The sequence below is a fragment of the Catellatospora sp. NPDC049111 genome, assembly GCF_040648615.1.
In the GTDB taxonomy this organism is placed as follows: domain Bacteria; phylum Actinomycetota; class Actinomycetes; order Mycobacteriales; family Micromonosporaceae; genus Catellatospora; species Catellatospora aurea.
Window position 1 is genome coordinate 15924 of record NZ_JBEZEB010000038.1, and the last position, 18896, is coordinate 34819.

The following is an 18896-nucleotide window of genomic DNA, read 5'->3' on the forward strand; positions in this document are numbered from 1 at the left end:
GTCAGACCTCCCGGTCCTGGCGCTCGCCGCGGTACTGCAGCCAGATGAACAGCCCGGCCACCACGATGATGATCAGGGTGAGCACGGTGGAGATGGCTGAGCCGTAGCCGACCTGGAGCTTCTTGAAGAACGTGTAGTAGGCGAAGTACGAGGGGACGTTGGTCGCGTTCTCCGGCCCGCCGCGGGTCAGCGCGAACACCGGTCCGAACACCTTCAGCGCGGCGATGGTGCAGGTCAGCGCGACGACGAAGGTCTCCGGACGGATCTGCGGCAGGGTGATGGACCGGAACCGGTGGAACCAGTTCGCGCCGTCGACCTCGGCGGCCTCGTACAGCTCGGGGTCCACGCGCTGCAGGGCGGCCATGAACACCACGATCGGGTAGCCGATCTGCACCCAGATCATGACGGCCATGACGGTGGGCAGCGCGGTGTCCGGGTCGCCGAGCCAGTCGTGGCGCAGCGCGCCGAGCCCGATCGCGTCGAGCAGGCTGTTGAACGCGCCGTCCGGGCGCAGGATCCAGCCCCAGACGATGCCGGCGACCACGACCGGCAGCACCTGCGGCAGGTAGAACGCGGCGCGCAGGGCGGCCGCGGTCCGCGGCTTGAACCGGCGGCCGATGACGTCGAACAGCACGGCGGCCAGCAGCAGCCCGAGCAGGGTCGGCACGACGACCATCGCGACGATCATCGCGACGGTGTTCTGGAACGACGTCCAGAACACCTCGTCCTGGAACAGGCGGGTGTAGTTGTCGAAACCGATGAAGGTGGGGTCGCCGACACCGGACCACTTGGTCAGCGACAGGTAGAGGGTGCCGCCCAGCGGCACGCCGATGACGAGCACGAACAGAATCGCGCCCGGCAGCAGGTAGAGCCAGTACCCGGCGCCGCCGTCACGGTTCTTGCGCCGCGACGGGACGGATTCGGGGCGGGTGGCGGGCCGTTGCGGGCGCGCCGGGGTCTCGGTGAGTGCCATGGGAGATCCTTCCCGGAGGGGTGCCGGGCGCGCCGAGGCGCGCCCGGCCCTCGCCGTCTCACTTACCGGTGATCTCCTTGACGCCCTCGCCGTACGGCTTGGCGATCGCGTCGAGCACCTGGTCGGGCGTCTTCGAGCCGTTGATCAGGCTCTGGAACCCGGAGACCAGCACGTCGTAGTAGCCGGGCACCGGCCAGTCGGGGTAGAAGGCCAGGCCGTCCTGCTGGCTGATCGTGTTGAAGTTCTCGATCAGCTTCTGGTTCTTCGGGTCGGTGATCTGCGACGCGTCGGCGGCCACGGGCACGCCGCCGTTGTTGCCGATCAGCGCCTGGATCTCCGGGCGCAGGGTGATGTCGATGAAGTCGTACGCCAGGCCCTTGGCCTTGCTGCCGGCGGGCACGACCCAGAGGTTGCCCGACGAGCCGGCGTGGAACTTGTTGCCAGGGAACAGGAACGAGTCCCAGTTGAACTTGATCTCGTTCTTGAAGCGGCCGTACCACCAGCTGCCGGAGACGATCATCGGGGCCTTGCCGGAGATGAACGCGGTGCCCATGTCCTCGGCCTTGAGGCTCGCCGACGTCTTGGCGACATAGCCCTTGGCGACGAAGTCGGCGAAGGCCTGCGCACCGGACTTCAGCGGGTCGGCCTTGAAGTCGACCGGGTTCTTGTAGAGCTGGTAGTCGTCGACGAACTTCCGGTCGGCCTTGGCGAGCGCCAGTTGGTAGAACAGCTGCCCGGCCGGGTACTCGGCGCCGGCCTCGGCCAGCGGCGTGACGCCCTTGGCGACGAAGGTGTCCATCGCCTTGGTGAACTCGTCGAAGGTGGTCGGCACCGCGACGTTGTACTGGGCGAACAGGTCCTTGTTGTAGTAGACCATGACGTACTCGCCGTAGTTGGGCACGCCGTACCAGTTGCCCTGGCCCATCACGCCCTTGTCGCTGTACCGGGCGGTGGTCTGCAGGCTGGGGCTGAGCTTTTTGTCCCAGCCGCGCTTGGCGGTCTCCTCGGTCAGGTCCGTCAGCAGGCCCTGGGAGGACAGCAGGCCCGCGGTGGCGTTGCCCTTGTTGTACTCCATGATGTCCGGGCCCTCGGACGAGTTGATGATCATGCCGGCGTTCTGCTGGATCTGCTCGAACGCCTTGCGCTCGAACTGGACCTCGACGCCCGGGTGCTCATCCTTGAAGATCTGGATCGCCCGGTCCCAGGCGATCCCCATCGCGCTGTTCGCGCTCTCGTAGTGCCAGAGTTTCAGGGTCTTGGCGTCACCGCCGTCGCCGGTGTCGCCGTCGCTGCCACACGCGGCCAGCGTGCCGGCGGCCAGCGCCGCCGTCACGACAGCCACGCCCAGCTTGCGGAATCGCGTCATTGCTATCCTCCTGATGAGTATCTAGCCGGTACTTACCTAGGCCCGTCGTCGCGTTGCAGCGCGGCGGCGGGCCGTTTTGGCTCGTCATCGCGTTGCAGCGCAAAGACGAACCGCTGCCTGTCCTCGCGTTGCAGCGCGCGGACAGGCCGTCGCCTGTCATGTGTCCGGCGGCTCCGAGCCGGTCGGTTCGCCGGCGGGTGGCGCGGCCGGGCCGGTCGATCCTCGGATCTCCAACACGCACGGCAGCAGCTGCTGGTGGTTCTGGTCGGCGGCGCCGTCCAACTGGCGCAGCAGCGCCTCCATCGCGATCCGGCCCAGCGCCGCCCCCGGCGAGGTCATCGCGGTCAGCGCGGGGTGCACCAGCTCGGCCACCTGCGGCGAGGTCACCATCGAGACGACCGAGACGTCGCCGGGCACCGCGCGATGCCGGATGGCCAGTTCGCCGAGGATGCCGAAGATCGCGCTCTCGTTCATGGCCAGCACGGCGGTCAGGTCCGGGACCTGTGCGACGGCGGCGCTCAGCGCGGCCCTGCCACCAGCGGCGCTGTCCTCGGCGGCGATCATCACGGGTTCCAGCCGGTGCCGAGCCATCGCCGCGACGAACGCGTCACGGGTGCGCACGGCCGGACCGTAACCGGCCGCGATGGCGCTCGCCGAGTGGTTGACGTAGACGATCCGGCGGTGGCCGAGCCCGACCAGGTGGTCGACGGCCTCGTGCACGGTCTGCTCGAAGTCGATGTCGACGTATGACAGGCCCGTGGTGTCGCCGGTGCGGCCGATCAGCACCAGCGGCAGGCCGGCCTCCTGGAGCGCGGCGACGCGTCCGTCCTCGACCTGCACCTCCATCAGCACGACTCCGTCGAACATGCCCTGGGTCGCCAGCCGGCGTAGGACGTCGGGGTCGGCCGCGCCGACCGGCGAGAGCACCAGGTGGTAGCCGGCGGCGCTGGCGGCAGCCGCCGCCCCGGTCACGAACGCGGTCTCGGTGGCGCCCAGTCCGCGATCGTCCATGGGCATCAGCAGGCCGACGATCCTGCTGCGGCGGGTGGCCAGGCCGCGGGCCATCGCGTTGGGCTGGTAGCCGAGCTCGGCCATGGCCGCGAGCACCCTGGTCCGGGTGGCCTCGGAGATCGGGCGGGTGCCGGTGAGCACGTACGAGACGGTGCTGACGGAAACACGGGCCTGGCGCGCGACGTCATGCATGGTGGCCATGCGCACCTCCCTTGACCCGCGGCGAAACCACGTCGATCCGGCGTCGAAGCGCTTCGTCGAAACGCTTCGACTAAGCGTTTCGACGAACGATAGGTCGCGTGTTACAACGCCGTCAATAGTTGACGTCGCAAAGAAGTCGGCAGGGTGCCGCCGGTTCGCCGCTCACCGACCCAGCTCAGCGGCCACCTTCGATGCCGCACGCAGCCGGTAAGGCGCGCAGCGAGCCGCTGAACCGTCGAAACTCACCACGATCGAACAATCCCGGACATGGGACCTCGGTCCGACGTGCACCCGGCAGCCAGGCCGTAATGTGATCCGGATCACGCCAATTTCAAGATCCGAGCGGGGTACGGGCGCGGTTCCCGGTGGGACTACCGGGCACCGCGCTGCCGTCGCGCGAGCTCGAACTCGGCGACATCCGACATCCAGGGACCGTGCTGTTCGAGTGCGGCGCAGCCGCCGCGGACGAAGGCGCTCACCAGCTCCCGGTACCCGCCGATCCCGTCGACCAGGCTGTACTCGACCCGGTACTGCGGATCCGACCCGGCTTGCCCGTGTCGCACCGTCGTGATCCGGGCGATGGAGTCGGCGTAGAAGTGCAGCTGTATCCCTTCACCCAACTGCTCGTCCTCGATGGTGAACACCTCGTTGTCCCCGGCAGAGCGGTCGCCGACGAACGCCCAGAACTCGGCGGAGGCAGAGCGAGAACCGTCGCGTCGCCACTTCTTCTCAGCGCCCTTGTCGTCGGTGAACGTCAGGGCCGTCTTTCTCGCACTCTCACCGAGGTCGGCGCGGTCGCCGGCAGCCTCCTCGTCATCTGCCACCGGCGTGCTCCTGGAGCGGTCCGCGGCCTCCGAGCACATCAGGAAGCTCACTGTCCGCACCGCGTCGTCGACGAGTGCGGGGTAGGCACGGCGCACGGCCGCGTCGACCGCCGCCGCCATCCGGTCCCAGTCGCGCTTGTCCGTGGCCCGGTTTCCCCGTCGCGGATCGAGCCCGATCCGCATCCCGGCGCACGCCTGCTCCGCGGTGGCGATCACCTGCATGACCTCGGGCAGCAGTGCGGAGTCGACGGCTTCGGGCATCCGCCGCGGCTTCGTCGCACCATGCAGGTACTGGCCCGTGAACGTCAGGATCGCCGCGTCGAGTGGCCCGAGGACCACTCCCCGCTTGGCACGACGGTGGTTCGCGTGGTACCGCTGAGCACGTTTCTCGTCTGGCGTCTCGGTCGCCGCGCGCATCGCCGCGCAGACCTGACCGCGCTCAAGTAGATCGATGTCGGCACCATGGGCGATGAGCCGGCTCCGGTCCCACCGGATGCGCCCGAAGAGCGCATCGACGTCCGCGGGCGAGGCGAGCAGGATCGGGTCCAGCAGCGCGACGGCAGCGTCCCCGTCGAGCTGGCCCCGGGTTCCGGCGGCCTCGCACAGCGGCAGGACCGCGCTCCACAGCAGCAGATGCCTGCCCAGGTCCTCCTGGATCACCGCCAGATGGGCTTGCCCGATCGGGAACGTGAACGTGCGAGGCTCGTGGTTGGCGTCGGCTCCGGCGCCGAGCATCAGCTTCAGCTCGCCGTCCTCGCTGATCACGTTGGGGATCCAGCCGCTGCTGCGTGTGAAGACGATGTCTCTCATTGCTCAGGCTTCCTCACGGCACCGACCGGACATGCTCGCCTCGGGACGGCGGTGATGTCGCAGCCCGCGCGCCCACTGTTCACGACCACCGGGCGAATTCGACATCGAGGCGGGTGTCGGTGCGCACCCAGACCTCGCCCCCGGCGGCCTCCGCCGGGGCGGCGACCCGCTCCAGACCGAGGTATTCGATCAGCTTGAGCAGTAAGGCGCGTTCGGCGCGGTCGTCGTCGAGACCGTGCGAGCCGAAGAAGATGTAGTACTGGTCGCTCGGGTCCACGTAGCCCGAGTTTGCCCAGATCCGAGCGATTTCTTCGATCGCCGCCGCGTCCGTCGTGATCGTGGCGGCGCGGGTGGCGCCGCGAGTCTCCGGTGACGCGTCGAGGTCGGCGAGTTCGGGCAACCACTGACCGAAGTGGTCAAGGCCGGCATATCCCCTCTCGAAGAACAGCATCGCGCCCGTGAGGCAGCGGTTGGGCCGGTCGACCCGGAGATACTCCGGCCGAGGCGGATCCGCGACCATGATCCGGGAGATCACGCCCGCACCGGGCATGAGCACCAATGCCTGCCCCGCCGGCTCGTCCTCGATGGCGTAGGTGGCAGACTCCCGCTCCCGGACGAACGCGGCAAACGCCTCGTAGGCCTCCTGCGGGTCGCCCACGGTGACCTGGTGGTCTTCGCTGTCGTCGGCGGCGAAGACGAACTGCTTCGGTCCGGGATCATAGGGGCGGGCCATGCGCGTCCTTCGTTCACGGGTGACGGTTCCGGAAGTGTAGTGGATCGTGCTGACATGCCCGGCGGCCCTGATCACAGGCCTGCTGTGCGCGCCGGCCCAGCGCCGCCAGTTGGCCGAAAAGCGATCAGGCTTCGCATGTCCACATTGTCCGTCGTGACCCTGACACTCCGCGACCGAACGGTCGCTGAGTCGATATCCTGCTGCCAGGTGTGACCTCGACAGATCCCCGTCCCGCGCTCTCCGCCAGCACTTTCGTGCTGCCGGGCGACGCGAGCTTGGTGAACCACCCCACCACACGCCGTCACCCGTTGTGCTGGAGGATTCGTCTTGACCGACAAGCCTGCCCCGTCCAGGGCTCCCAAGCCGCGCCCCAGCGGCCTACGCGTCCGTGTGCTGGCCGCCGTGTCCGCCGCGCTCATGCTCGCCGGGCTCGTCCCGGCTACCCCGGCCCACGCCGCTCCCGATCCGTACCCGTTTCCCCTGCCGAACTTCAGCCACCCGGACAGCCCGCATGCGCCGCTGTTCCACGACCGCGGCGACACGCTCATCCCGCTGCTGGTGGTCTACGCGACGTTCAACGACCTGACCACGAACGTCACCGAGAACGACATCCGCGACCGCTACTTCCCCATCTTCCAGTTCGGCACGGTCGCCGACTACTTCATCTCGCACGACCTCGGCATCCTCGTGCCCGCCGTCGAGTCGTTCGGCACCGCGGACAACGGCGTCGTCGTCGTCGACCTCGGCGCGTCCGGCCCGGGCATCGCGCAGGACGCCTCCCAGCGCCGCCGCCGCATGATGGACCTCGCCGACCCGTTCGTCGACTTCGCCCGTTACGACACCGACAAGGACGGGTCGGTCGAGGACACCGAACTCGCCGTGGCCACGATCTTCACCTCAGGGCCGGCCAACGAGAACTGCGGGCAGACCCGCGGGGTCGCCGCGGGCGGCAAGCTCGACGGCAAGACCATCGCGTTCCGCACCGCCGACAGCGCCACCGGCACCAACGAGATCACGATCGCGCACGAGCTCATGCACCAGCTCTACGACCTGTACGACCACTACGGCTACGGCGTGGGCAGCTGGGACATCGCTGGGCCGACCTGCGGCGCGGCGGACCTGTGGTTCGAGCCGAACCTGTTCACCAAGCTGCACCTGGGCGGCCAGAAACCCGCCGTCATCACCAGGGACGGCTACCACACCCCCTCCGACCTGTCCATCGCCACCACCTACCTGCTCTACGACTACGAACGCGGCACCGACGACTACTTCCTCGTCGAGACCCGCAACCCGCGGCCGGGCACCTACGACGAGGACGTGCCCGACAGCGGCGTGGTCATCTTCCGCGTCGACGAGCGCAATGTCCGCAGCCCGCAGGAGACCGTCCGCGGCGTCGAACTGATGCGCCCCGACGGCACCCGCTCACCGGGCTGCATCGACGAGGACGTCGACGGCCGCACCGACGAGGACCCGGCCGACGGCATGGACAACGACGGCGACGGCCGCACCGACGAGGACGTGCCCGAGAACCCCGTCAGCTGCGACGGCGGCAACGACACCGACGCGTGGGACCCGACCGACAACCGCACCCCGCAGCGCACCATGGACCGGACCTGGGCCGACGGCACCCCGGCCAAGGTCGCGGTGCGGGCCATCGGCCGACCGTTCTTCGCCGACACCGCGAACAACGTCTACTACAACCAGGTCTACTTCGACGTGCGCGGCCCCGGCGTCCTCGTCGACCCGGCCGACGCGCAAGGCAACGCCCCGCGCCCGACACTCGTGCTGGGCAGCACCACCGACCTGACCTACACCGTCCGCAACACGGGCGAGACGTCCGACACGTTCGACTTCACCGAACTGGTCGCCTCCACCTGGACGGCGACCACGCAGCGGCTGACCCTGGCCGCCCAGCAGCAGGCGACCGTCACGATCCGGGTCACCGTGCCCGCCGACGAGCGGGTCGGGCCGCACAGCCTGTTCGCCCGGGGACGCAGCACCACCGACAGCGACGTCCGTACCGACTACCAGTTCCTGGCCGACGTCGTCCGGCGGCCGCTGTCGCTGAGCTACACCGGCGTCACCACCGTGGACTACTCGGACGTGGCGGCCCTGTCCGCCGTCGTACGCGACGGCATCACCAACAACCCGGTGGCCGGCAAGCAGGTCACCTTCACCGTCGCAGGACAGTCGCTGACCGGCACCAGCGGCGCCGACGGCGTCGCCACCGTCAGCCGGCCCGCCGACCAGGCGCCGGGCTCCTACCCGGTGCAGGTGCACGCGCCCGAGAGCGGCCCGCACGAGGCGGCCTCGACCGACGCGACACTGACCGTCGAGCCGGAGAACGTCACCGTCGCGGTGGCCGGCAGCCTCAACCAGCCGGCCGGGACCGGGCAGCTGGCCCTCCAGGCGACCGAGGAGGCCGACGGCCGGCCCGGCGATCTCACCAGGCTCGCGGCTCGGGTCACGCTGACCCCGACGCTGACGGGCACGACCAAGACGTATGACACGACGTTCGACGCGACCGGCCGCGCCACCGTGACCCTCGACGCCCCCGCCGACCTGTGGCGCGCCCGCATCGAGGTGCGCGGCGACTACTTCACCGGCCCGCCCGCCGACGCCGAACTCGTGCTGTTCGACCCTGACGGCAGCGTGCAGGGCACCGGCCGCGGCGACGACCAGAACGGCGACCGGGTACGGCTCACCTCGTCGCTGAGCTACCAGGGCAACTCGCCACGGGGCTCGCTGCGCTTCGACGAGGGTCCGCGCACGTTCACGGCCGGCACCGTGCGATGGCTGGTCGTCGTCGGCGACCGGGCCGTGTTCGAGGTCACCGGGCAGTTCGGCGGCGTGCCTGCCGTGCTGCGCGGCACCGCCGCCGACGCGGGCAACCCCGGCCGGGACGGTGACACCTTCTCGGTGCGCATCACGGCGGCCACGGGCGGCGCGCTGCTCTACGAATCGGGCCAGGTCGGGCTCGACAACGGCAACCTGAACGTCGGGTAGTCGGCAATGCCGAAGGGGCGTTCTCCGGAGGAGGGCGTCCCTTCGCCGTCACCGGTCAGGCCGGCGCACGGTCCGTGGCCGCCGTCGCGCGGCCGTCTCCCGGCGGGGCCAGGAAACGGGCAGATCAGGGCAGTGGAATGATTCGAGGGTGACAGTCAGAACCGACGACATCGAGCGGGCGGCCGACGTGCTGCGGGCCGGCGGCCTGGTGGCCCTTCCGACCGAGACCGTGTACGGCCTCGGCGCGGACGCGGAGAACCCCACTGCCGTCGCGCGGGTGTTCCAGGCCAAGGGCCGGCCTCCGTCGCACCCGCTGATCGTTCACGTCGGCAGCGCCGAGCAGCTGGCGGACTGGGCCGAGGACGTGACCGCCACAGCGCGCCGCCTGGCCGAGCACTTCTGGCCGGGGCCGCTCACCCTGGTGCTGCGGCGCGGTCGCCGGGTGCCGCTCGAAGTGACCGGCGGCCTGGAGACGGTGGCGTTGCGTGTGCCGGATCACCCCGTGGCGCGGGCGCTGCTGGCGGCGTTCGGCGGCGGTGTCGCGGCACCGTCGGCCAACCGCTTCGGCTCGGTGAGTCCGACGACGGCCGACCACGTCCGCGCCGAGCTCGGTGACGCCGTGGACTATGTCCTCGACGGGGGTTCGTGCGAGGTCGGTGTCGAGTCGACGATCGTCGGCGTCACCGGCGACGCCGTGACACTGCTGCGGCCCGGCGGGGTGACCCGCGAGGACCTTGAAGCGGTGCTGGACGGCCCGGTCGCCGTGCCCACGGACAGCCCCGTACGCGTGCCGGGCCAGCACCCGTCGCACTACGCGCCGCGGGCTCGGGTCGTTCTCGTCGCACCCGGGCAGGTCGCCGCCGAGGCGGAGCTCGCGCAGCAGCAAGGTCACCTGGTCGGAGTGTTCCTGCCCCCAGAGGTCGCCAGGGCGGACGTGAAGGCGCACGCCAAGATCACGGTCCCGAGCTCGTCCGCTGCCTACGCCCGCGGCCTGTACGGCTTCCTGCGCGAACTCGACCAGGCAGGATGCGACCTCATCGTCGCGTCCCTGCCGGTGGAGCAAGGGCTGGGGCTGGCGATCGCCAATCGGCTGCGCCGCGCCGCAGGCCCGCGGCCGGCCGATCAGCTCACCGTGCCGATTCGGCCGTGACCTCGATGCCGCGGGCCGCCACCACCTGCGCGGTGCCGTCGGCCAGCCGGTAGCACAGACCCACCACGGCGGTCTTGCCGGCTTCGACCCGTGCCGCGAGCACCCGGGAGCGGTCGAGCAGCAGATCCACCGTGTGCCTGACGTGCTCGACCAGGATCTCGTCGGGCTCCGTGCGGCCGGCGGCCCTGGCCGCCAGCACGCTGGGCGTCACCCGCTCGACGACGTCGCGGACGTAGCCGGCCGATGGCATGCCGGACTCCAGCGCGGCGCATGCGGCGGCCACCGCGCCGCACGAGTCGTGGCCGAGGACCAGCACCAGGGGGCAGTCGAGCACGTCCGCGCCGTACTCGATGCTGCCCAGCACCTCGGCGCCCAGGACGTGGCCCGCCGTGCGCACCACGAAGAGGTCCCCCAGCCCGCGGTCGAAAATGATCTCTGCTGCGAGCCGCGAGTCGGAACACCCGAACACCACGGCGAACGGACGCTGGCCGGGTGCGGTCTCCGCGCGGCGTGCCGCGTCCTGGTTCGGGTGCTCCGGCTTGCCGAAGACGAACCGCTCGTTGCCCGCGAGCAGCAGCTCAAAAGCTTCCCGGGGCGACGGCGACTTGATCTCGATCATGCCCGCAGCCTAGTACGGCAGCCGCCGGAAGCCATCGCGATCTGAGTCACTCTCTGATTTCGGGACGTGACAGGCCAGGAGGCAGGCTGCCGCAGGTACCGGTTGCCGCTATGCCGGAGCCGAGCCGACGGTCAGGCGGATGTTGAAACCTTCGGGTGTGCGCCACATGGAGACGTAGTCGCACATCTGGTGTGCCAGCCACAGGCCCAGCCCCCCGGGCCCGGTGCCGGGCATGAGGCCGACCGACGGGTCGGCCGGGCCGGGCCCGGTGTCGGTGACGGTGACAACGATCTTCGCGGGTGCGGCCCAGGCTCGCAGCCGCACCGGTCCGCGGCCGTGGAGCAGCGCGTTGGTGACCGCTTCGCTGGTGCTGATCAGCAGCCCGTTCAGGTCGTCGGCAGGAAGCGCCGCGATCTGCTGCAGCGCGGCGACCGCCGCGCGGGATCGCGTGGGCGAGGGGTCGCGCAGATCCAGGGCCGGCGGCAGGGCCTCCAGCGGTTCGTGGCCGGGGGTGACCGCCTCGGCAAGGAACTCCCGCGGCGGCTGGAAGACGCCGCTCGGTTCCCGCCCGCCGTCCGGGGTCACCACGTGGGTGTGGGTGCGTCTGACGTGGTCGACGACCAGCGGCGGCGTGACGCGGGTGTCGTACGGGCACAGCGCGAACATCGGGAAGTCGTCGTATACCTCGTTGGCGGCGGCCTCGTACCTCGCCCACCACTCCCAGGCGATCCCGACACCCGGGTGGGGCACGTCCCCTGCGACGCGGATCTGGGTGGCTCCGGCGGAGACGTATTCGGACATCATCTTCCGGTGCCGCCGGATCGCCACCGCGGGCCGCGAGTAGTGCCCGTCGCCGTCGATCAGCACCACGCCGCTGTCACGGCCCAGCGCGTCGCGCAGCAGCCGCTGCCGGTGCTCGGAGAAGATCGACACGGTCGGCTCGCCGGCCGCGACGCCATCCCGCAGGAACGGCAGCACGACATCGAGGAACTGCTCGTCGGAGTCGTAGAACGCCGTGTCGTGGACGATGCCCACCATGCCCGCGGCCGCGCCTGATCTCATGACATCACCAGCCGCACGTCGGGCAGCCGGAGCGTGTCGGCCAGCAGGCGCACGGGGCTGTCCTCGGCCACGTGCAGCACGGTGCTGGCGCCCTGGGCACGGATGTGCTCGACGAGCTGGAACAGCCCTCGATGGTCCAGGAACGCCAGGTCACCGGCATCGATGGCGATCTCGCCGCCGGCCCGCTCCAGCCGAGCGCGCCGCAACGCCTTGGCCAGCAGCTCGCGACCGTTGAGGTCGACCTCGCCGGCCAGCGCGGCCGTGATGCCGGGCCGGTCGGAGGGAAACAGCCGCAGCGGCGCCGACGCCCGGCTGGCCAGGGGATGCATACAGGCCAGTTCCGCAAGCGTGTCGGCGCTGAGCCGACGGGAGTCGTAGCCGCACATCGCCGCGAACGGCCGCGTGACCATGTAAGCGTCGACCAGGTGCTCGTAGCGGGTGAATGCCGCGAGCTGGGCAGGGGTGCGCACCAGCGGGGTCACTTCGGCCGCCACTCGCAGGCCCGTGTAGCCATCAGCGATGGACTGCTCGGTGGCCTGCGCGTAAGCCTGCGCCTGGACGAGCGGGTCCACGGGACGGTCGATCTCGTAGATGCCCAGGTCCTGCACACGTGCCGCGCCGCGAGATCGGGCCTCGGCGAAGCCGTCGACGTGGTCGAGGTCGGTCGGGACGGCCGCGTCGGCAAGGTAGATCACCTGCTGTCCGGCGGCCAGCCCATCGGCCAGGAACCGGCCGGCAACGGAACGGAACGCCTCCAGGGTGTCGAACACCCAGCAGATGTGATCGTGGCGGCCGAGTCCGTCAACCGCGTCGACGAAGCCGGTCCGGCGCATGGGCAGAAGTTATCACGACCGCCACGTCACGGCCGTATGTCTTCCGTGCCGCCGTCGCCTCGCCGGTGCCGGAACTCGGTGGGGCCGATCACGGAAATGTGCCAGTCGCCCCGGCGCACATAGCCACTGTGACTCATACATGTCAATATCGCCATGACTTGACTCCCAGCCGCTGAGGGGCGTGCGATGATCGCTTGGAGAAGAGGCACGGCATGGGCCGCGGTGCTGGTGCTGGCTTGGGGTGGACTTGCCGTGACGCCGGTCGCGGCGAGCCCGCTGCCGGATCCGCCGCCGAACCCGTGGCAGCGGCGGCACTGGCCGCAGACGCAGCCGTGGCAACTGGCGCAAGCCCAGCCCCGGATGTTCGCGGCGGACGCGCCATCACCGATCGACCCGCAGAACTTCGAACAACCCGACACCATGACCTGGGACGACTACCGGCCCATCCCCGGCACGAACTGGGCCAACCCGGCCGTGCGAGGCTCGGTGCGGACCTTCAAGGGCGCGCTGGTGCTGGTGGACTACCCGAACCAGCCCTTCGTCGTCACCCGGCCGGCGAACTCCACCGTCTACGGCAACCCGACGGCCGTGCAGAACCTGCCGCGGGCGCAGGTGCCGCAGTTCTACAAGGACTTCCTCAACACGCCGGGCCAGCTCAACCGGGGGCACACCATCCACGAGTACTGGATGGAGGACTCCGGCGGCCGGTTCGGGATCGAGCTCGGGGCGTTCGGCGTCTACCAGATGCCCGCCAAGAGCCACCAGTACGGCATCGACAGTTTCCAGCGTGGCGCGGGCTGCCCGAGCGGCGACTCCTGCCAGCGTGACCTGCGCACCGACGCCCGCGCCGCCTGGGTCGCCGACGTCGGCAGTGCCGTGGTCGGGCAGTACGACTTCATCTTCTACCTCAGCGCCGGGCAGGACGAATCGTCGACCTGGCAGGAGTTCGGCGAAATGAAGTTCCCCACCAAGGAGAGCGTCACCGACGCTTGGGGCCCGCCGGACCCGGCGCTGCCCAACTGAAACTACACCAGGTATGGACGTGACCTCGTACGTCGCCGCCGACGTGTACCGGATCTCGGCGACGACCACCAGCGCCGGATGGACGACCGCCCTGCCGGCGACCGTGGTCACGGCCAAGTTCGGCCAGACCGTGCCGGTGCGGGTCCACGCCAAGCGCGCCGCGGGCGCCGGGGCGACCGCCCAGATCCGGTTGACCGCGACCTCCGAGAGCGACCGGACGAAGACGGCCACCGCGACCTGCAGCATCACCTAGGGTCCCGCCAAGCGGAGAAGGCAAGGAGCGGGAGGCGCTCAAGCAAAAGGCGTCTCCCGCCCCTTCCCGGCTCCAGCCCGTCCGCCTTCCACGATCACGGTGTTCATCCCGTTCACCTCAGCTCATCTGGCGGACCAAGGTGAAACCGCCGTCGTGCACACGCAGCAGGATGAATCGACTTGGGCTCGGGCGTTCGCCCGCCAGTGATGATCGACTTCGAGCGTTACTGGCGACCGCATAGACGGACCGGAGCCGAACCAGGGCAGGGCTCGAGGACGGGTTCGAGGTGCCGTGGGGTCGCCATGACGAGTGACCCGCGCAGATCAGATTCGACGATTCGGTGCTGTCAGCGCAGTCGCGGGCTCGCACAGTACACACGAACTGAAGCCCAGCTCGACGGCTTCGCTCACCGGCAACGGCTCGTAAGGGCGACCGAGCAGGTGCACGCACACCGGCATGTGAAAGCGCGGTCTGCCATCGATGACCATGACGTCGAGCGACATCCTGGCGATTTGCGCCGCGACTTCCGCCGAAACCTGCTGAGCCGCAGGCTCATCCGCAGGCTCTTCGTCGTCCTCGTCTTGGGCACTGGGATGCTGGGTCGCTGAAACTGTACTTTTGCGTGTGGCCTGGCCGTCGGTCACACTGTCGAGCCGATCGAACCTGACGTTGTGGTTGGGCGGCCAGTTCCATTCGCGGGACTGGTCGGACTTGCTTTCCCAGGCCGCTGTCACACCTGGTTGCGGCACCTCAGCGTCGATATCAAGGAGATCAAACCAACGTCGATTCTGTCGTGGCCGGGCCTGTGCCACAGCCTCTTCCTCACCGACGGCAGGAATCTCTGCCGTATCCGATTCGTCCAGCGGGGTGGCCGTCATCTGGGTGTCGGTGGCCGCCGCCGTCAGGATGAACGGGTCGAGTAGGCCTGCTCGCGCCCGGCCGGATGCCGGTGACCAGGGCTCTACCCTGATCGCCGCCACGGACCTGTCGGTCCGGATCAGAAGCGTGCCCGCATCGTCTGCGGTAAGTTCCCGCACCGCTCCGATCATGGGCACCGTGACCCGAACGACATTGCTAAAATCGATGACCGTCACCGTTCCCTGAGAGTCTCCGCAGGCCACGTACGGCAGGTTGCCGGTGACTCCCACTGTCGTCGCGACGATCGGGCCGGCTCCGGACGTCAGCCTCGCCGGTGTGCGGCCGAGCCCGCTGACCGTGATCTCTGCCAGCGAGGCCATGTCCGCGGCAGCGGTGACGACTGCGCCGTCGACGAGCACGGCTGGCGGAGGCATGTCGAAGCCGGGCAGGATGGCCAGCCGTTTACCGGAACGCAGGTCCCACAGGGCCGCCGGGACATGCTGCTGCCCGACGAGCGCATAGGGCTGTCCGAACAGCGTTTCCAACCTGAGTTCGTCGACATTGCCCAGGACGTAGATCGGTGCTGCGAAGCGCGTGCCGTCTGGCATGGAGAACACATGCAGCCGCGAGTGGTCATCGGCGACGAGCAGCAGATCCAGCCCTCCTGGGGATCCGATCGCCAGCGCCCTGATCCGGTCCAGATCGAGCGAAACGGAAAGGCGTGCCGGGTCCTGGCCGTCCAGGCCGTAAACGGCCACCGATCGTTGATCGGGGCAGGCGACCACCGGTCGCGATCCCAGCGTTCCCAGGGCCGCCCTCGCCGGCGGCCGGTTCTGCACACCGCCACTCCACAGCGGGGTCCATCGTGGGTGACGACCACCCGCACGGACAAGGTCGTGCAACAGATCACCCGCGCCCAGTACGAGTGCCGCCGCGACGAGTACCTCGGCGCGTTGCGCAGGGTCGTCGAAGCGAGGGTCATGCTCGGCGAGGCTCAGCAGTGCAGTGAGCTGCCGTACGCGTGGGTTGGTGGTCTGGGCCATGTCGGTTGCGAGCGCCGCCCGGTCTGCCGATAGGACGAAGCCGATGTCGGACAGCAGGTCCTCGAAACTTCCTGCGGCCCGGGCATGGTCTGTGGCGTGGCGCTGCAGATACGGTTCAGCGATCTGCCACTGTCGCGCACCGTCGGGTGCCTCCAGCGAGGCGAGCAGGGCGTTGAACACGGCCGCGGCATCGGCGGCGCGGTAGAGATGATCGGTCAGTCCCTGGTGGAACAGCCGATAGCGGGTCGTGCCGTCGACGTCGGCACTGTGCCGCAGATAGAAGGCTACTTCGGCAAGGGCCGCCCGCGCGGCGGACAGGTCGGGTTCCTGGCCGTCCTCGCTGAACACCGCTGCGGTCCGGCGGACGAGTTCGACCGGCATTCCATCACCGCAGGCATGTGCGAGTGCCTGCAGAATCGGTTTCAGCCAGGGGTTGGCAGCGCGTGTGCCGAGGTCGAGGGCGAGCAGATCGGGAAGCGTCCGGGGAACCGTCGCCCCCAGTTTCAGCGCCGCGTTCATGTCATGCAGCGGCTCGGCGTATGCCGTGAGCACATGGTGGGCGAACAGGCCGGCCACCAGGAAGGCTCCCCACTCCCGGTGGCGTGCGTCCTTGGCGAGCGCCTCTGCCACCGCACGGGCCAGCCCGTGGGCCACTCCGGCGTACTCAACGTGATCCCAGCGCCGATCGGTGAGCAGCAGCGCCGTGACGTAATTGCTGATGTCGCGACCGAGCTGCTTCGAGTCGACGTCGTCGAGGTTGAGGACACCGTCGGCTGCCGCGGCCCGCAAAGGCGTGAACTCCGGCAACGGGCGCATGCCCACGAGTAGTCGTACGGGGGCCTGATCGGCGCGTTTGAGTCGGCTCAGCGGAAGCAGCAGCCTCGTCATGATTTCGACGCCGTCGAGGGCCTCGTCCAACGCGTCGAGAATGATCACAGGGGCGTTCGTCGTTGCCGCTGCCGCGTGCAACGCCGCCCTGGTCGCGTCTCCGACGATCTCGTGTGTCGGGGCCAGCTGCCTGCAGATCGACCGTGCGATGTGGTCCACGTTGCGCTGTCGGGCGTGAACGGCGGCCAGGTGGCGGTTCACGTAGGGCACTTTGTCGACGTGTTCCCATACCGCACGGGTGTGGTCGCTGAGGTCGGGATGTGCGGCGCAGACGAGGATGCCGAGAATCGCGGACTTGCCGACCCCGGGACTGCCGGTGAGGACCCGCAGCCCTGCGTCGTCGCGTCCGTCCACCCACCGGGAAAGGATCTTCATTTCGCGGGATCGTCCGCTGAAGTACCCAGCGTGTTGACCATCGCCGGCCGTGGGTGATCCTGACGCCCTCCCGACGAAGTGCCGGGCGTCCAGAGCCTCGTCGAGTTCGTCGAGGAACGGCATGACAGCAGCGTCGACAGCCGGCCGGGCAAGCCGTGGCGTATGCGCCAGGTTCGGGAAGAACGCCAGCTCGGGCGGTTCGCTGCTGATGTCGACCAGGGTCGCGGTGACCTGCTGTGCCATGGCTTTGGCGTCGGCGGCGAGAGCGTTGACGGCCCGGCGGACGGCACGGGCCACCGTGCCGATCGGCACATTGCGGTAGGAGCGGTCGATGTCGAGGTCACCGTCGGCCAGCCGTTGCAATGTCTGGGTGATGGCTTCGGTGAACCTGCCGTTGAACGCGCTCTGCCAGGGTCCGCAGGCGGCAATGACCCATGCGCGGTTGCCTCCGCCGGCGAACACCGGTTGCCAGTGCTGGCGGGCCGCAGTACCCGCGTGACAGATGTCAAGCAGGAAGAGTGTCATCGGGTTGCGGTCGGAGAAGTCAGTCACGTCGTGCAGCCAGCGATCGACGTCGGTGAGCAGGTGGTGTTCGCCGTCACCACCGACGACGTACAAGGCGCCGCTTTCGGTGACATGACCATGGCTGAGGACGTGGACGATGAGCACGTCGTCGGGACCGGCGTCGTCAATGGCCTTTGCGACGATCCCACCGAGGTCAGCGGCGGCCATACCCTCCGTGACGACACGGCAGGTGTAGCCGAGCCGCGTAAGCACTTCGGCCAGGGCTTGGGTGCGTTGCGGCGCGAACGGCATCGCCGGCCATGCGCCTGGCAGGCTCTCTTCGCCAGGCCTGCTTCGCGGCCCGAACAGCGGCACCCCGACACAGAGCGCGTGACGCGTACTCACCGGACGGCACCCGCCTGCGCTATCGCTTCTGCCGTGGCTGGTGATGCGAGATAGCGGCGGACCCGGTGGAAGTCGAAGACGCCGATGCTGGCATCCCGATGCGCGTCGACGTCGAACCGGCCGCCAAGCTGCACGGGGACGGCGATGAGGTCGCCCACATCCGCAATGTTGATCCACTTTCGTACGCCGAGGGGTCTGCGGGGCGTCGGGCAGATGTCGGGCAACAACCGCTCGAAGACCACGTGGGGCAGACCGAGCGGTGAACCGAGCGTGATGAGCGTGTCCACGCCAAGAGAATTATCCATGCAGAGCGTTTCGAACGTCACCACCGAGCCGAGTGAATGGGCTATGACGACCTGTGGCCGGTGTGCGGCGATGGTGGCGGCCACACGGTCACGGCAAGCTGCGCGCAAGGCTGGATCGCCCCCGAAGTAGGCGTGCACCTCGGTCAAGAATTGACCGACGAACCAGTCGACAGTATCGACGTTCAGGGCTGTCCTTTCAGCCATCCAGCTGACGATCTGCCGCACGGGCACGGTGAGCCGCCCGGCCGCGACCTCGGCCGGCATCCCGAGCGCAGTGGCCCAATGCTGGAGCATCTCCGCTTGCGCCTCGGACATCTGCCGGACTCCCCCACCCTGCGGAAGGTTGCGATTCAGCAGATCCGCATAGTAGGCGATCCGCATCCGCACCGCGGGACGGTCAAGCGCTGTGGACCAGGTCAGAGCGTGCTGTCGTTCTGCTTCGACGGCAGGAACACCGGGCAGGAAATTGCCGATGCCGTGAACTCCCACAACCCGCATCGCCAGATCGTAGCGACGGAAGTTGATCGCCATTGCGGGGGTCGTACGACCCCGGTTCGGAATTCCTGGCTCGATCATCATTCCCTGCATTGCGGCGACGCCGGGCTCGGCGAGCGCAATGAGTCGTGACGGGCCGCCATCAGTGGTGCCGACCGG

The 18896-nt window shown here is 69.2% G+C and carries 14 protein-coding genes; 4 read left to right on the forward strand and 10 right to left on the reverse strand.

Annotation, left to right across the window (positions count from 1 at the left end; genetic code table 11):
- Window position 1: 1 nt before the first annotated feature.
- The 5 genes from AB0B66_RS33905 to AB0B66_RS33925 all read right to left on the reverse strand — a co-directional run bounded on the left by AB0B66_RS33905 (window position 2) and on the right by AB0B66_RS33925 (window position 5993).
- Window positions 2-973, reverse strand: coding sequence for a sugar ABC transporter permease (locus tag AB0B66_RS33905; protein ID WP_360537720.1), 972 nt, complete (start codon window positions 971-973; stop codon window positions 2-4).
- Between the two features lie 58 nt (window positions 974-1031).
- Complete coding sequence (locus AB0B66_RS33910) at window positions 1032-2339, reverse strand: extracellular solute-binding protein (protein WP_360537722.1); 1308 nt, start codon at window positions 2337-2339, stop codon at window positions 1032-1034.
- Between the two features lie 156 nt (window positions 2340-2495).
- Window positions 2496-3551 (reverse strand): LacI family DNA-binding transcriptional regulator, encoded by a 1056-nt coding sequence (locus AB0B66_RS33915; protein WP_360537724.1) that lies wholly within the window; start codon window positions 3549-3551, stop codon window positions 2496-2498.
- 371 nt (window positions 3552-3922) lie between these two features.
- Window positions 3923-5185: a DUF6357 family protein gene (locus AB0B66_RS33920; protein ID WP_360537726.1), complete on the reverse strand. Its 1263-nt coding sequence runs from the start codon at window positions 5183-5185 to the stop codon at window positions 3923-3925.
- A gap of 79 nt (window positions 5186-5264) precedes the next feature.
- Entirely contained in the window at window positions 5265-5993 is a 729-nt protein-coding gene (locus AB0B66_RS33925) for a DUF6357 family protein (protein WP_360537728.1), read from the reverse strand.
- A 252-nt stretch (window positions 5994-6245) separates the two neighbouring features.
- Here AB0B66_RS33925 and AB0B66_RS33930 point away from each other — a divergent pair, with 252 nt between their 5' ends.
- Window positions 6246-8924, forward strand: coding sequence for an Ig-like domain-containing protein (locus AB0B66_RS33930; RefSeq protein ID WP_360537730.1), 2679 nt, complete (start codon window positions 6246-6248; stop codon window positions 8922-8924).
- Window positions 8925-9072: 148 nt separating this feature from the next.
- On the forward strand, window positions 9073-10074 hold the full coding sequence (locus AB0B66_RS33935) for an L-threonylcarbamoyladenylate synthase (RefSeq protein ID WP_360537732.1): 1002 nt from the start codon (window positions 9073-9075) through the stop codon (window positions 10072-10074).
- Here the strand turns inward: AB0B66_RS33935 and AB0B66_RS33940 are convergent.
- From AB0B66_RS33940 to AB0B66_RS33950, 3 genes are all read right to left on the reverse strand, one after another.
- Window positions 10052-10693 (reverse strand): carbonic anhydrase, encoded by a 642-nt coding sequence (locus AB0B66_RS33940; RefSeq protein WP_360537734.1) that lies wholly within the window; start codon window positions 10691-10693, stop codon window positions 10052-10054. The genes AB0B66_RS33935 and AB0B66_RS33940 overlap by 23 nt on opposite strands.
- Before the next feature lie 108 nt (window positions 10694-10801).
- Window positions 10802-11755, reverse strand: coding sequence for a sensor histidine kinase (locus tag AB0B66_RS33945; protein WP_360537736.1), 954 nt, complete (start codon window positions 11753-11755; stop codon window positions 10802-10804).
- Entirely contained in the window at window positions 11752-12588 is an 837-nt protein-coding gene (locus AB0B66_RS33950) for an MEDS domain-containing protein (RefSeq protein WP_360537738.1), read from the reverse strand. The genes AB0B66_RS33945 and AB0B66_RS33950 overlap by 4 nt, the downstream gene beginning before the upstream one ends.
- Window positions 12589-12774: 186 nt before the next feature.
- On the opposite strand from AB0B66_RS33950, the gene AB0B66_RS33955 reads away from it, so the two are divergent.
- Together AB0B66_RS33955 and AB0B66_RS33960 are read left to right on the forward strand one after the other, a co-directional pair.
- Entirely contained in the window at window positions 12775-13611 is an 837-nt protein-coding gene (locus tag AB0B66_RS33955) for a hypothetical protein (protein WP_360537740.1), read from the forward strand.
- A 19-nt stretch (window positions 13612-13630) separates the two neighbouring features.
- Complete coding sequence (locus tag AB0B66_RS33960; protein WP_360537742.1) at window positions 13631-13864, forward strand: hypothetical protein; 234 nt, start codon at window positions 13631-13633, stop codon at window positions 13862-13864.
- Window positions 13865-14187: 323 nt separating this feature from the next.
- On the opposite strand, the gene AB0B66_RS33965 is transcribed toward AB0B66_RS33960, so the two are convergent.
- Both AB0B66_RS33965 and AB0B66_RS33970 read right to left on the reverse strand, forming a co-directional pair.
- Window positions 14188-17937, reverse strand: coding sequence for a hypothetical protein (locus tag AB0B66_RS33965; RefSeq protein ID WP_360537744.1), 3750 nt, complete (start codon window positions 17935-17937; stop codon window positions 14188-14190).
- Window positions 17934-18773, reverse strand: coding sequence for a hypothetical protein (locus AB0B66_RS33970; protein ID WP_360537746.1), 840 nt, complete (start codon window positions 18771-18773; stop codon window positions 17934-17936). The genes AB0B66_RS33965 and AB0B66_RS33970 overlap by 4 nt, the downstream gene beginning before the upstream one ends.
- Window positions 18774-18896 lie beyond the last annotated feature (123 nt).